Origin of the sequence: Stenotrophomonas sp. ZAC14D1_NAIMI4_1 (assembly GCF_003086775.1) — a bacterium.
In the GTDB taxonomy this organism is placed as follows: Bacteria; Pseudomonadota; Gammaproteobacteria; order Xanthomonadales; family Xanthomonadaceae; genus Stenotrophomonas.
In genome coordinates, this window is sequence record NZ_CP026001.1 from 2,066,332 (window position 1) to 2,080,127 (window position 13,796).

Below are 13,796 nucleotides of genomic sequence, written 5' to 3' on the forward strand. Positions count from 1 at the left end.
GTCACCGCGCGTGGATTCTCAATGCTGGGCGAGGATGACCTGCCGGCGATTCCCTCCGGAGAGGGCACCTGGCCGCCGCGCCCTGCGGCTGCGGCGGCTGCGACGGCACTCAATGACGAGCGTCGTCCTTGGCCTTACCGACCGCGCTCTGCACCTTGCCCACGCCCTTCTGTGCCTTGCCCTCAAGTTCCTGGGTCTTGTTGCCGGTGACCTTGCCGGCCACTTCCTTGACGGTGCCCTTGACCTGGTTCTTGGCACCTTCGGTACGATTCTTGTCCATTGCAGAACACCTATGTGTAAGGCCCGGGATGGGCGACCTGATCGTGCGTTGGCGCCGGTGTTGCGTCAGTGAACGAATTGGTAGGGCCATCTTCACCTGCAGCGGTTTGCCGGCCAGCGGCCGGCACTACCGTCTTTGGCACCGCGCGCTGCACGAGCGCTCGGCTGAGACCGCCAGCGCTGCGGATCAGTCAGCCAGCACGGCGCCGGCACGCTCGCTGTAGCCAGCGCGGGCGCTGCCACAGCGCGCAAAGGCGGCAGCACTGGCCGGCAGGCCGGTGGTCTTGATGCCGCGCTGCGTGTCGCCGTCGAATACTTCGGCGTAGCGTTCGGCGGCCAGCGTGCCGTCAGGCAGTACGTACAGCAGAACGTGCTGCAACGTGGATTGGCCCTGCAACGGCTGCGCCTGCCGGAACGCAGGCACCTGCACACGCGCGCTGTGCCAACGCGTGGGTGCATCGACGGTCTGCCAGCGCACCTGCAGCGGCTGGTCGAGTGTCAGCAGCGCGACGCCGGCCGGATAGCCATAGGCGGTGCAATCCGCGGGCACCGCCGGGATGTTCTCGATGGCTTTGTCACCGATGTCCAGTGCGATGCCATCGGCCTCCATCCGCACGATGGGCGCGTGGCCATAGTTGTGGATCCTGAAAAGCACCAGGCCCTCGAAGCGGCTGCGCTGCAGATGGTCGGCAGCCGATCCGCTGAGGCGCGCGAGCGTGGGTACGACCTCCACATGATCGCTGTAGTGGTAGTAGAGGTGTACCAGCTCGGGTGTGCCTGCGCTGCGCCATCCGGCGTTGAAACGTGTGGTGTCCGGATACGGCCGGCGGACCAGTGGCACCTCGGTGACAGCGCGATCGCCGGATGGCGTGGCGTATCGGTAGTGTTCCACGGAGCGCTTCAGGCGTGCGTCCTGATACGGAAATGCGCTGTCCACATCGGACTGCGCATTGGGATAGCGGCGGAAAGCCACGAAGCGCTCGGGCGTATCGCCTTGCATGGGCAGGTCCGGGCCAGCGCCGGAGCCGGTGGACGCATACGGCGAGGTGTCCAGCCACAGCGGCTGACCGCTGAGATTGATGTGCAGCTCGGCAACAGGGTCACGCGACCCGCCCACCATGTTGGCCCAGCTGTGCTGTACGGACTCCCAGAACGGAATGATGAGCGCGGCCGCCACGGTGGGCAGGAACATCCACGCGTGTACGCGGCCGGGCACGCGCCCACGCTGCCGCACCATGTAGCGCAGCCACGCCAGCAGCAGAACCAGCAGCAACGGGCCACCGATGCAGATTGCCACAGTGGCCAGCGCCACGACGCCCCAGCCCAGGTTGGGGGTCGCCACCGCGATGAGCGAGAGGGTGGCGATGAGCGCGGCCAGCAGCAGCGACACGCCGATGCCAACGCGGTAGTTCCGGTAGGGGCTGTCAGTCATCACCGTTCCATCGGCAGTGCAGGGCCAGCCCCTATCTTGCAGCGGTGGTGGCGCAGTGGAAAGCCGGTTGGGGAGGCACTCAGCAGCCGACCAGCCGGTCCGCACTGAGCGCTCCGCGGTGCTGGCTGCGGTATTCCGTCGGGCTGGCATCGACCAGCCCGCGGAAGTGCCGACGGAAGGATTCCTGTGAGCCGAACCCGGCCTGTTCGGCCACCCACTGCAGCGGGCGGTCGGTGGTTTCCAGCAGTTCGCGGGCAAACGCCACGCGCTCGCGGATGAGCCAGTCGATGGGGGACAGGCCGGTGGCTTCAAGGAACTGCCGCTGCAGCGTGCGCTGGCTCAGCGCAGCCTGTTCGGCCAGGCTGGCCAGCGAATGGGTCTCGCGCAGGTTGTGGCGCATCCATTCCATCAGCCTGGCCAGCCGCGTGGGCTCGCCATTGGGAATGGCCCGGCTGACGCGCTGGCTGCGCTCGGCATCACGCCATGGCGCCAGCACCAGGCGTTCGGCCACGAGGTTGGCCACGCGCGCGCCGTAATCCTTGCGCACCATGTGCAGCATCATGTCCATGCCGGTGGCCGAGCCTGCGGAAGTGATGATGTCGCCGGTATCGACGTACAGCACATCCTCGCGCACGTGGATGCGCGGGAAGTCGCGCGCCAGCGCTTCGGTGAGCCGCCAGTGCGTGGTGGCCTGGCGGCCATCGAGCAGGCCGGCCCAGGCCAGCACGAACGCGCCCGAGCAGATGGACGCGATGCGCGCGCCGCGCGCGTGGGCGCGGATGAGGGCATCAAGCAGCGCCTGTGGCGGGCGCTCACTGGGCTCGCGCCAGCCGGGGATGACGATGATGTCGGCATCATCGACGGCATCGAGCGTGCAGGGCAGCTGCACCTGTGCACTGCCGAGCATGCGCAGCGCACCAGGCTCGCCGGCGCAGAGCTGGGTGCGGTACCAGGCCACGCCCAGTTCCGGGCGGATGGGCGCGAACAGGCCGACCGCGCAGCCGAACTCGAACAGCCCCTGGCCGTGGCAGGCCACGATGGCGACGGTGGGCGCGGTCGGGTCGATGCTCATGGCCTGATGCTACCGAGGTGGTTGCGGTGGGCGCAGCGGCGCGCGGGCATGTGGTGATGCCAGTGGAGCATGTGCGCGGGGGCGTTCGTCTGGCTTGGCGTACCCGACTGGGTAGAGTCGACTGCTAGTCGACTGCTGTTGGCGACACCGTTTGGAAGCCCGCGCTGCGCGCGATAGTCGACTAACAGTCGACTCTACCCCGCCGACCGCCGACCGCCGACCGCCGACATCACTCATCCCCCCGTCGTCCGTCGCCATCCCATGGACATGGCATCGGGCGGCGTGGCGCCCAGCGTTGCCTAACCTCATTACCAGCGGTCATGTGGCTGGCCGGATATGACGGCTGGGTGACGCGATATCCGCTGTTGCGGCGCTGGTCGGGGTCTTTGAATGGAGGTGTGTCTCCGGCCCACCCCCACGAGCCCCCATGCCTGCCGCCCATTCGCCTGTCCTGAACACCCTCGCTGTCCTGATTGCAGCCACGCTGGCCGCAGCCTCCACCCATGCCGCCGAAGCGGATGGCCCCGCAGACGCAGCGACGGCCACGTCCGCCAACCTCGCCGCGTCCACGCTGGATGCCGTCGTGGTGACCGGTTCGCGGAGCAGCACGCGCACCGTCAAGAACAGCTCCACGCCCATCGACGTGATCTCGGCGGAAGACCTGGCGGCCACCGGCCAGGCCAACCTGCTCGAAGCGCTGCAGCGCAGCCTGCCATCGCTGAGCCAGATCGGTGGCTACCAGAGCGACCAGGAAAGCCTGATCCGCGGCTACCAGCTGCGCAACCTGTCGCCGGGCTACACGCTGGTGCTGGTGAACGGCAAGCGCCGCAACGCCAGTGCCTATGTCAGCGGTGCCAACGGTGGCGGCTACCCCGGCCATGCCTGGGCTGACCTCGCGCTGATTCCGGTGGCGGCCATCGACCATGTCGAAGTGCTGCGCGACGGCGCCTCGGCCATCTACGGCTCCGACGCGATCACTGGCGTGGTCAACGTGATCCTGAAATCGCAGGCGCACGGTGGCGATGTCTCGGTGGAAAGCGGGCAAAGCATTGATGGCGACGGCACCCGCACCAGCGTGCGTGCAAACATCGGCCTGCCGTGGGGTGAGGATGGTTTCGTGAACCTGTCCGGGGAAACCACGCGCCAGCACCACGCCATCCGCACGCGGCGCTACATCGACGGCTACCTGAGCTACCCGGCGGTGGATGCCAGCGGCAACCTGGTGGCGCTGCGGCCGAACAACCAGCTTCCGGCCGGGGCGACGCCGAATCCCGCCGAGGCCACGCGTGATGCCGAGGCCAACACCATCCTCAGCTCGCCTTCGTACTCGCTGAAGGCCTTTGCGCTGAACGCCGGCCATGGCCTGGGTGAGAACGCGCAGTTCTACGCCACCGCCACGGCCAGCGACCGCAGTGCACAGGCGATCCAGAACTTCCGCCTGCCGGCCACCATCTTCACCATCTACAAGGCGCCGAGCGTGCTGAGCGTCTGGCCCGATGGCTTCCTGCCGGTGCTGGAAACCAAAGAAAAGCAGTACACCGGCAGTGCCGGGGTGAAGGGCCAGCTGGCGGGCTGGGATTACGACGCCAGCCTGACCGGCAACCGCAGTACGGTACGCACGTATACGCGCAACTCGGCCAACTTCTCGCTGCCGTATCCGGGTTCGCCCACTGATTTCTATGACGGCAAGCTGGACTACCAGCAGGGCATCGCCAACCTCGACCTGCGCCGTGGCTTCGAGGTGGCGGCGTTCGCTTCGCCACTGGAGGTGAGTGCCGGTGCCGAGTACCAGCACGAGCAGTACGAGCGCGGGGCAGGGCAGTGGGAGTCCTACACCGGCTTCGGCGCCGCCGCCTTCGTCGGCTACTCCACCGCCGATGCGGTGAAGGCCACGCGCAACAGCAAAGCGGTCTACGTAGGGGCGGCCAGCAACATCACCTCGCGCTGGTACCTGGATGCGGCCGCGCGCTGGGAAGATCATTCGGATTTCGGCAGCGTGTCGACCGGGCGGCTGACCACGCGCTTTGATTTCACCGATGCGCTGGGCGTGCGCGCAACGGTCAGCAACGGCTTCCATGCGCCCAGCCTGGGCGCGCAGTTCTACCAGGCCACTGGCAGTTGCCCGTGCGGTACCACGCTGGTGGCGCAGGTTTCATCACCGGCGGCCATCGCCCTCGGCGCAACGCCGTTGAAGCCGGAGAAAGCGACCAACTACAGCCTCGGTGTGACCTGGGACCCGAGCCCCGCGTTCCACCTGGCAGTGGATGCCTACCAGATCGACATACGTGGACAGCTGGGCCAGTCCAGCCAGATCGGCTACAACGCGCAGGACCCGGCACGCATCACCGACAACAGCGGCACGGTGCTGACCGCTGCGCAGAAGAACACCATCGATAGCCTGCTGGGCACGGCCGGCATCAGCATCCTGCCCGGTGATGCGTTCTACGCCAGCTACTTCACCAACGTGGGCGATACCCGCACGCGCGGCGTGGAACTGACCCTGGAAGCGAACCAGGATACGACGTGGGGCAAGCTGCGCTGGACGTACGCGGCGAATGTGGGTCGCACCACCATCCAGAAGGTCAGCGCCATTCCTGGCGCGCTGCAGGGGCTGCCGAACATCAACCTGCTGACGAAATCCAGCGAGTACGCGCTGCGCTTCCGTACGCCCAGCTACACGCAGGTGGCGGGGCTGGGCTGGCAGAACGGGCGCTGGCGCTCGAATCTGGATTTCACCTACTTCGGCCCGATCAAGCGCCTGAACAACGGCGTGGAATACAAGCAGCCGCCGGTGCTGGTGACCAATCTGTCGGGCGGGGTCGAACTGGGCAGCGGCTGGAGTGCGGCGCTGGGCATCAACAACGTGTTCGACAAGCGCACCCGCAAGGTGCCCGAGTACGCGTGCAGCGCTACCGACGTAGCCAGCATCGAGACCACCTGGGATACCGGCGATGTGCTGAGCACGGTGGGTGCGTTCTGGTACGGGCGGGTCAATTACCGGTTCTGATTGAAAGGAGCATTGCATGTCATCTGCATTGAACGTGGTTGCATTGATTGGTTCGCCGACGAGCTCGGCGACGTCGCGGACGCTGCTGCTGGTGCGGCACCTGCTGGAGGCACTGCAGCAGCGGCTGCATGCCAGCGTGACGCTGGTCGAGCTGGCGCCGATCGCGCGCTCGCTGGGGCAGTCGCTGTCGCGTGCGGAAGCGTCGCCGGAGGTGGAGCAGGCGCTGGCCACGGTGGAATCGGCCGATCTGCTGGTGGTGGCTGCGCCGGTGTATCGCGGTTCCTATCCGGGGCTGTTCAAGCACCTGGTGGATTTCATCGAGCTGGACGCGCTGGTGGACACGCCGGTGCTGCTGGCCGCCACCGGCGGCAGCGAGCGCCATGCCCTGGTGATCGACCACCAGCTGCGTCCGTTGTTCAGCTTCCTGCAGGCGCACACGCTGCCGATCGGGGTGTATGCCACGCCGGCCGACTTCGCGGGGGCGCAGGTCAGCAGCACGGCGCTGCAGGCGCGCATCGAACTGGCCGCCGAGCGTGCAGCCGGTCATCTGGCCGTGCAGGCGGTCGTCGCACCGGCGCCGTTGCGGCGGATCGCGTGAGCGCCGAACGCGCGGCATAACCGGCAGCATTCTGCTTATGGCCAAGGCGCATCTGCGTGGCCGGATGTGACCGCCGATTGTCGCGCGATGGCGCAGAGGCAGCGCCGGTCTTCTCTAGCATCGAATACGAAGCGGCAATGCATTGCCGGACCTGATGAGGACGATACCGTGGCTGTAGACGCAACGCCCAAACCCATCCTGTTCCTGCTCGACCGCGAGTTCGAGGACGGCCAGTTGCCGGGACAGCGGTTCTTCTGCCGGCACAGCCTGCTGCTGGAAGGTGCGCTGTCGAGCATCGGTGGCCTGGACGCCCAGCTTGACGTGCGCCGCATTGGCTTTGCCCGGCCGCGACGCGAGGTGATCGCGGAGATCGGCGAACAGGACCAGTCGTTGCCCAAGCTGGTGCTGCCGCAGGGCGTGCACAGCGAGCACGCCACTGGCGCGCACCACGAGCGGCAGTACGTCTCCGGTGCCGAACCGATTCTGGCAGCGCTGAACGGCCTGCTTGGCATTCCCGTAGCCCATCCCTGAGCGAGGACGCGCACATGAGCTACCTGACCAGCGTATTGGACAAGAGCCCCGTGGCCGACGGTGGCACGCCCGAGCAGGCGCTGCGCAACAGCCTGCAGCTGGCGCAGCGCGCCGAGCAGCTGGGTTACCACCGCTACTGGTTTGCCGAACACCACGCCGCACCGACCCTGGCCAGCCCGGCGCCTGAAGTGCTGGCAGCCTGGGTGCTGGCGCATACCCGGCGCATCCGTATCGGCAGCGGCGGGGTGATGTTGCGCCACTACGCGCCGTACAAGGTGGCCGAGAACTTCAACCTGCTGGCGGCACTGGCACCGGGCCGCGTGGACCTGGGCGTGGGCAAGGCGCCGGGCGGTCTGCCCGCGTCCACGGCCGCGCTGGCGGCGGGGCGGCCGGCCTTCGCGGATTTCGCCCAGCAGCTGCGCGACCTGGAAGGGTATCTGTCGGGAACGCGCGATGACGCACAGGCGCGACCGCTGCCGCAGGCCGCAGCGGAGCGGTTCCTGCTGGGCGCCAGCCCGCAGAGCGCGCGACAGGCGGCCGAGCTCGGTTGGCGTTTCGTCTATGCCGCGCACTTCGATGGCGACCCCTCCCATATCGAGGCCGCCTTCAATGCCTACCGCGCGCTGTCGACGCAGGCGCCGCTGCTGGCCACCGTGGCCTTCGCCGCGCCGACCAGCGAAGCCGCTGCACGCCATATCGGTGCGCTGCGCGTCTACAAGCTGCACCTCGGCCCGGGGCAGACGGTGAACCTGCCCAGCCCCGAGGCCGCGGCCGAGTACGCGCGGCAGGTCGGGGTGAGCGACTTCCGCATCGAGGAAACCCGGCCCAGCGTGCTGTCCGGCGATGCCACACACGTCCGCGGCGAACTGGACGCACTGCACCGGCGCTTTGGCGTGGGTGAATTCATCCTCGATGCCCCCGTGGCCGACCTGGATGCCCGCCTGACATCCCTTGAACTGCTGTCGCCCGCGCCACGCGCGGCGGTGGCCTGACCTGCAGGAGCGATCCCCATGAGCACCACCCCGCGCCACATTCCGTTCGGCATCATGCTGCAGGGCCCCGGCAGCCACATGCATGCCTGGAAACACCCTTCCAACCCGGCCGACGCCAGCGTCAACCTGCAGTTCTACATCGACATCGCGCGCACCGCCGAGGACAACGGCATCGCTTTCGGTTTCGTGGCCGATGGGCTGTACATCAACGAAAAGTCGATCCCGCATTTCCTCAACCGCTTCGAGCCGATCTCGCTGCTGTCGGCGCTGGCCACGGCAACGAAGAAGATCGGCCTGGCCGGGACCCTGTCCACCTCCTACAGCGATCCATTCACCGTGGCCCGCCAGTTCGCCTCGCTGGATCTGCTCAGCGGCGGCCGCGCGGGCTGGAACGTGGTGACCTCGCCGCTGGAAGGGTCGGGCCGCAACTACGGCCGCCCGCACCCGGAACACGCGCTGCGCTACCAGATTGCCGATGAGTATCTGGAGGTGGTGCAGGGCCTGTGGGATTCCTGGGACGACGATGCGTTCGTGCGCGAGCGCGACAGCGGTACGTTCTTCGCCCCGGAAAAATTCCGGCGCCTGGACCACAAGGGAAAGTTCTTCCAGGTGGAAGGCCCGTTGAACATCCAGCGGTCGCCGCAGGGGCAGCCGGTGATCTTCCAGGCCGGCTCGTCCGACGATGGCATCGCCTTGGCCGGCAAGTACGCCGATGCGGTGTTCACCCATTCGCCCTCCCTGGAGGAGACGCGGGCGTTCACCCAGAAGGTCAAGAACTCCGCCATCGCCCACGGGCGCAGCGGCAACGACGTGAAGATCTTCCCGGGCATCGGCCCGATCATCGGCCACACGGCGGCCGAGGCCGAGGCCAAATACCAGGCCATCGCAGCGCTGGCGAGCCTGGAGGACGCACTGGCCTACCTGGGCCGCTTCTTCGACCACCATGATTTCAGCCAGTACGATCCGGATGCGCCGTTCCCCGAACTGGGCGACATTGGCAGCAACTCCTTCCGCTCCACCACCGACCGCATCAAGCAGGACGCGCGCGAGCAGGGCCTGACCCTGCGCCAGGTGGCGCTGCAGGCAGTCAGCCCGCGGCCGAACTTCATCGGGACCCCGCAGCACGTGGCCGACGAACTGATCCGCTGGTTCGACGCGGGTGCCAGCGATGGGTTCATCCTGGGTTTCGCGGCGCAACGCGAAGGGCTGGATGACTTCGTGCGGCTGGTGCTGCCGATCCTGCAGGCGCGCGGCTACCACCAGCGCGAACTGGAAGGGCAGACCCTGCGTGACCATCTCGGCCTGCCGCGCAAGGCCAGCCGCCATGCGACCGACGCCGAGCCGGCGCGGAAGGTGGGGTAAGACGATGAGCGGAGACACATCGGTAGCGCCGGTCCATGCCCGGCGGAACACGCCGGCAACAGGTGTATTGCCCGAAATTGCCGCGCGCGCCGAAGCGGCCATCGCCTTGCGGCACGACCTGCATCGCCACCCCGAACTGGCGTTCGAAGAGCACCGCACCAGCGCCCGCGTGGCCGAGCTGCTGCAGCAGTGGGGCTATGCAGTGACCACCGGCATCGGTAGCACCGGCGTGGTGGGTACGCTGCAGCGCGGGCAGGGCAGCCGCCGGCTGGGCCTGCGTGCGGACATCGATGCGCTGCCGATCCGGGAAGACTCCGGCCTGGCCTATGCCAGCCAGAACGAAGGCCTCATGCACGCCTGCGGGCATGATGGCCACACCGCCATCCTGCTGTCGGCCGCGCATTACCTGGCCCACCACGGGCGCATCGATGGCACGCTGCAGCTGGTGTTCCAGCCGGCCGAAGAGACCGGGTCGGGCGCCTCGAAGATGATCGAGGACGGCTTGTTCGAGCGTTTCCCGGTGGATGCCATCTATGGCCTGCACAACTGGCCGGGCGTGCCGGTGGGGCACTTCGGTTTCGTTGATGGGCCGGCGATGGCGTCGGTGGACTGGGCGCGGTTGAAGGTGATCGGCAAGGGTGGCCACGGCGCCGAGCCGCAGGGCAGCGTCGATCCGATCCTGGTGGCGGCGCATATCATTACTGCGCTGCAGAGCGTGGTGTCACGCAACGTGGACCCGCGACAGATGGGCGTGGTCACCGTGGGCTCGATCCATGGCGGGAAGGCGGCCAACGTGATTCCCGATGTGGTGGAACTGACGCTGACCGTACGCGCCTACCTGCCGGAGGTGCGCGATACCCTGCGCCGCCGGGTGACCGACATCGCCGAGCAGACCGCCATAGCATTTGGTGGACGTGCCGAGATCGAGTTCCCGCGCGGCTTCCCCAGCGTCATCAACCACCCGCAGCAGACCGCCTACATCCGCGAGGTGGCGCTGCAGGCGTTCGGCGCCGGGCAGGTCGTTCCCGAGTTTGCACCGCGCACCGCCAGCGAGGATTTCGCTTTCCTGCTGCAGGCGCGTCCGGGCAGTTTCGTGTTCGTTGGCAACGGTGACAGTGCGCCGCTGCACAGCCCTCGCTATGTGTTCAACGACGCTGCGATCGCGCCCGCCGCCAGCCTGTGGGCACGCCTGGCCGAGCACTACCTGGTGGAGGACGCGGCATGAGCGTGCTGTACGACAACGAGCGCTTCCTCTACACCTCGGTGGATGACCCGCTGGCGCGGCCCCTGTTCGATGGCCTGGAACAGGAATACGACAGCCGCTATGCCGACGTGCGACGTCGCATCGGCGGCAGTGCCCGCGAAGAGCTGCAGCGCTATCCTGCACAGGCCTTCGCCGCGCCGGTGGGCGCCTTCCTGCTGCTGCTGCGCGATGGCGTGGCGATCTCCGGCGGCGCCTTCATGCCGCACCGCGATGCGCACACCGCCGAGTTCAAGCGCATCTGGACGCTGCCCGGCCTGCGCCGCCAGGGCATCGCCCGCCGTGTGCTGCAGGAACTGGAAGACCAGGCCGCACGCCAGGGCTATCGCCGCGTGTTCCTCACCACCGGCTTCCGCCAGCCCGAGGCAGTTGGCCTGTACCTGGGCCATGGCTACACCGCGCTGTTCGATCTGCAGGCAGACCCGGAAACCATCGCCCATCTGCCGTTCGAGAAACACCTGCACGCGGCGGCACCACTGCCGCACGCCGACGCGGCCGTGCGGCACGGAGTCCATGCATGAGCACGCCCTCGACCGCACTGGACGGCATCGCTGCCCGTCCGGCCACCGCACCTTCAACGGCGTTGAAGATCGTTCCGGCGCGCCATCCGCTGCAGACCGTCGGCACGGTGCTGGCGCTGGCACTGATCCTGATCGCGCTGCAGTCGGTGCTGGGCAACCCGCGCTGGGGCTGGGGCACGTTCGCCGAATGGTTCTTCGCGCGCCCGGTGCTGGAAGGGCTTGGCCGCACTTTGCTGCTGACTGCGCTGGGCACGGGCCTGGGCTTCGCGCTGGGCACGCTGCTGGCGCTGGCGCGGGTGTCAGGCTCGCCGTTGCTGTCGGCGGTGTCGTGGGGCTATGTGTGGCTGTTCCGCTCGATCCCGCTGCTGGTGCTGTTGCTGCTGTTGAACAACCTCGGCTACCTGTACAGCACCATTGAACTGGGCGTGCCCTTCACCGGCATCAGCCTGTTCTCGTATCCGACCACCCAGCTGATCGGGGTGTTCACTGCCGCGGTACTGGGCCTGACCTTGAACCAGGCGGCGTTCTCGGCCGAAGTGATCCGTGGCGGCATTCTCTCGGTCGACCATGGTCAGTACGAAGCGGCGGCCGCGCTGGGCCTGCCGCGCGGCCGCCAGGTCCGCCGCATCATCCTGCCGCAGGCGATGCGCTCGATCCTGCCGGCCGCCTTCAATGATGTGATCGGGCTGGCCAAGAGCACCTCGGTGGTCTACGTGCTGGCGTTGCCCGAACTGTTCTACACCGTGCAGGTGATCTACCGCCGCAACCTGGAGGTGGTGCCGCTGCTGATGGTGGCCACGGTCTGGTACCTGGTCATCCTCACCGTGCTTTCGCTGCTGCAGCGGCGCGTGGAGCAGCGCTTTGCGCGTGGCCAGCTGCAGCGTGAGCGCAGTGTCTCCCGCGTGTCTTCACCACCACGGCCCGCTGTGCAGGGCGTTGCGCCCGTGGCCAGCCGGCCACGCATCGCCGCCCAGGTCGAGGCCGGGCAGGGCGCATCGGTCGTGCTGCAGGGCGTGGGCAAGGCCTTCGGTGAACAGCCCGTGCTGGAAGACGTGAACCTGGAACTGCGCGCCGGCAGCGTGACCGTGCTGGTCGGTCCTTCGGGTGCGGGAAAGTCGACCCTGCTGCGGCTGATCAATCACCTGGAACGCGCCGACAGCGGCTTCGTGACGGTGGGCGGCCAGCTGATCGGCTACCGCCGTGACGGTGACACCCTGTACGAACTGCCCGAGCGCGAGATCCGCCGCCGTCGTGCCGAGGTCGGCATGGTGTTCCAGGGTTTCAACCTGTTCCCGCACCTGACGGCGCTGGAGAACATCATCGAGGCACCGATCGCGGTGCGTGGCCTGCCGCGTGCGCAGGCCGAACAGCAGGCGCGTGATCTGCTGCAGCGCGTTGGCCTGGCAGACAAGGCGGACGCTTTCCCACGGCAGCTGTCCGGTGGCCAGCAGCAGCGCATCGCCATTGCCCGCGCGCTGGCGTTGCAGCCGAAAGTACTGCTGTTCGATGAGCCGACCTCGGCACTGGACCCCGAGCTGGTGGCCGAAGTGCTCAGCGTGATCGAAGAGCTGGCCCGCTCGGGCACCACCCTGGTGATCGTGACCCATGAACTGAGCTTCGCCCGCCGCGTCGCCGATACCGTGGTGATGATGGACCAGGGCCGGGTGATCGAGCAGGGCAATCCCGAGGCGCTGTTTGAGCGGCCGCGCCAGCAACGTACCGCCGATTTCCTGGCCAAGACCCTGTAATTCCCCAAGGAGCACCATGAGCCCTGCAGCATCGCGCCGTCCCTCGCGCAGCACCCTGTTGATCGGCGCCGTGCTGGTCATCGGCATTGCCGGCATCGTCTATTCGCGCGTGCAGGCGCCAGCCGCCGCGCCCGGCGCCAGCGTGACCCTGGCCGGTGCCGATGCGCCTGCACTGGTTGGCACGCCCGACCCGAAGGCGCAGTCGCTGATTCCCGCCGGCTACCGTTTCGTAACCCCCGGCGCGCTGACCGTCGCGACCCATCCGGCACAGCTGCCGCTGGCTGATTACGGTGCTGACAGCAAGCAGGTGGTGGGCGTGGAGCCGGACATCGCCAAGCTGATTGCCGATGGCCTGGGCTTGAAGCTGGTGCTGGTTCCAGTGGCGTGGGCTGACTGGCCGCTGGGGCTGGAATCAGGCAAGTACGATGCGGTGCTGTCCAACGTGACGGTCACTGAAGAGCGCAAGAAGAAGTTCGATTTCTCCAGCTACCGCTTCGACCTGCTGGGCATCTACACGCGCGCCGATGGGCCGATCCGCAAGATCGAGAGGCCGGCCGACGTGGCCGGGCTGAAGGTGGTGGTCGGCGCCAGCACCAACCAGGACCAGATCCTGCGGCACTGGGACCAGCAGAACATCGCGGCGGGCCTGAAGCCCGTGGAGTACCAGTACTTCGATGATGCGGTGGTGGGGCGGTTGGCGGTGATCACTGGCCGTGCCGATGTCTCGTTCGAGCCGAACGCCACCGGTGCCTACTCGGCACGTGATGGCAAGGTGCGGCGGGTGGGCCTGTTCCCCGGCGGCTGGCCGGATGCTGCGGCGATTTCGGCGACCACGCGCAAGGGCAGTGGGCTGGCCGATGCGATCACCGCCGCGTTGAACACACAGATCCGCAGCGGTACCTATGCGCAGGCGCTGGCACGCTGGAACCTGGCCGAGGAAGCCGTGCCGCAATCGCAGACCAATCCGCCGGGGTTGCCCAATCTCTGACGCGG

Annotated in this window: 12 protein-coding genes; 9 read left to right on the top strand and 3 right to left on the bottom strand. The window is 67.7% G+C overall.

Going from position 1 to position 13,796, the window contains the following annotated elements; all coding sequences use genetic code 11:
* Nucleotides 1-109: 109 nt before the first annotated feature.
* From C1927_RS09670 to C1927_RS09680, 3 genes are all read right to left on the bottom strand, one after another.
* A complete protein-coding gene (locus C1927_RS09670) occupies nucleotides 110-280 on the bottom strand; it encodes a CsbD family protein (protein WP_079221650.1) in 171 nt (56 codons plus the stop codon).
* Between the two features lie 186 nt (nucleotides 281-466).
* On the bottom strand, nucleotides 467-1,711 hold the full coding sequence (locus C1927_RS09675) for a hypothetical protein (RefSeq protein WP_079221651.1): 1,245 nt from the start codon (nucleotides 1,709-1,711) through the stop codon (nucleotides 467-469).
* 79 nt (nucleotides 1,712-1,790) lie between these two features.
* On the bottom strand, nucleotides 1,791-2,783 hold the full coding sequence (locus C1927_RS09680; protein ID WP_108746550.1) for a helix-turn-helix domain-containing protein: 993 nt from the start codon (nucleotides 2,781-2,783) through the stop codon (nucleotides 1,791-1,793).
* Between the two features lie 427 nt (nucleotides 2,784-3,210).
* Between C1927_RS09680 and C1927_RS09685 the strand changes: the two genes are divergently transcribed.
* From C1927_RS09685 to C1927_RS09725, 9 genes are all read left to right on the top strand, one after another.
* On the top strand, nucleotides 3,211-5,790 hold the full coding sequence (locus C1927_RS09685; RefSeq protein ID WP_108746551.1) for a TonB-dependent receptor: 2,580 nt from the start codon (nucleotides 3,211-3,213) through the stop codon (nucleotides 5,788-5,790).
* Nucleotides 5,791-5,806: 16 nt separating this feature from the next.
* The gene (gene msuE / locus C1927_RS09690) at nucleotides 5,807-6,388 is read left to right on the top strand and encodes an FMN reductase (RefSeq protein ID WP_079221654.1); all 582 of its coding nucleotides are present in this window, start codon (nucleotides 5,807-5,809) and stop codon (nucleotides 6,386-6,388) included.
* Nucleotides 6,389-6,556: 168 nt separating this feature from the next.
* On the top strand, nucleotides 6,557-6,919 hold the full coding sequence (locus C1927_RS09695; protein ID WP_079221655.1) for a DUF3088 family protein: 363 nt from the start codon (nucleotides 6,557-6,559) through the stop codon (nucleotides 6,917-6,919).
* A gap of 14 nt (nucleotides 6,920-6,933) precedes the next feature.
* On the top strand, nucleotides 6,934-7,911 hold the full coding sequence (locus C1927_RS09700) for an MsnO8 family LLM class oxidoreductase (RefSeq protein ID WP_108746552.1): 978 nt from the start codon (nucleotides 6,934-6,936) through the stop codon (nucleotides 7,909-7,911).
* 18 nt (nucleotides 7,912-7,929) lie between these two features.
* Nucleotides 7,930-9,273: an LLM class flavin-dependent oxidoreductase gene (locus C1927_RS09705; protein ID WP_108746553.1), complete on the top strand. Its 1,344-nt coding sequence runs from the start codon at nucleotides 7,930-7,932 to the stop codon at nucleotides 9,271-9,273.
* Nucleotides 9,274-9,277: 4 nt separating this feature from the next.
* A complete protein-coding gene (locus C1927_RS09710; protein WP_108746554.1) occupies nucleotides 9,278-10,498 on the top strand; it encodes a M20 aminoacylase family protein in 1,221 nt (406 codons plus the stop codon).
* 5 nt (nucleotides 10,499-10,503) lie between these two features.
* Nucleotides 10,504-11,055: a GNAT family N-acetyltransferase gene (locus tag C1927_RS09715; protein WP_108747815.1), complete on the top strand. Its 552-nt coding sequence runs from the start codon at nucleotides 10,504-10,506 to the stop codon at nucleotides 11,053-11,055.
* Nucleotides 11,052-12,803, top strand: coding sequence for an amino acid ABC transporter permease/ATP-binding protein (locus C1927_RS21810; RefSeq protein ID WP_108746555.1), 1,752 nt, complete (start codon nucleotides 11,052-11,054; stop codon nucleotides 12,801-12,803). The genes C1927_RS09715 and C1927_RS21810 overlap by 4 nt, the downstream gene beginning before the upstream one ends.
* A 16-nt stretch (nucleotides 12,804-12,819) precedes the next feature.
* On the top strand, nucleotides 12,820-13,791 hold the full coding sequence (locus C1927_RS09725; RefSeq protein ID WP_108746556.1) for an ABC transporter substrate-binding protein: 972 nt from the start codon (nucleotides 12,820-12,822) through the stop codon (nucleotides 13,789-13,791).
* Nucleotides 13,792-13,796 lie beyond the last annotated feature (5 nt).

Excerpts from the sequence above, each read along its gene's own strand:
- C1927_RS21810 (WP_108746555.1), top strand. The coding sequence starts at position 11,052 with ATGAGCACGCCCTCGACCGCACTGGACGGCATCGCTGCCCGTCCGGCC.
- C1927_RS09700 (WP_108746552.1), top strand. The coding sequence starts at position 6,934 with ATGAGCTACCTGACCAGCGTATTGGACAAGAGCCCCGTGGCCGACGGT.
- C1927_RS09725 (WP_108746556.1), top strand. The coding sequence starts at position 12,820 with ATGAGCCCTGCAGCATCGCGCCGTCCCTCGCGCAGCACCCTGTTGATC.
- C1927_RS09705 (WP_108746553.1), top strand. The coding sequence starts at position 7,930 with ATGAGCACCACCCCGCGCCACATTCCGTTCGGCATCATGCTGCAGGGC.
- C1927_RS09670 (WP_079221650.1), bottom strand. The coding sequence starts at position 280 with ATGGACAAGAATCGTACCGAAGGTGCCAAGAACCAGGTCAAGGGCACC.
- C1927_RS09685 (WP_108746551.1), top strand. The coding sequence starts at position 3,211 with ATGCCTGCCGCCCATTCGCCTGTCCTGAACACCCTCGCTGTCCTGATT.
- C1927_RS09675 (WP_079221651.1), bottom strand. The coding sequence starts at position 1,711 with ATGACTGACAGCCCCTACCGGAACTACCGCGTTGGCATCGGCGTGTCG.
- C1927_RS09710 (WP_108746554.1), top strand. The coding sequence starts at position 9,278 with ATGAGCGGAGACACATCGGTAGCGCCGGTCCATGCCCGGCGGAACACG.
- msuE (WP_079221654.1), top strand. The coding sequence starts at position 5,807 with ATGTCATCTGCATTGAACGTGGTTGCATTGATTGGTTCGCCGACGAGC.
- C1927_RS09680 (WP_108746550.1), bottom strand. The coding sequence starts at position 2,783 with ATGAGCATCGACCCGACCGCGCCCACCGTCGCCATCGTGGCCTGCCAC.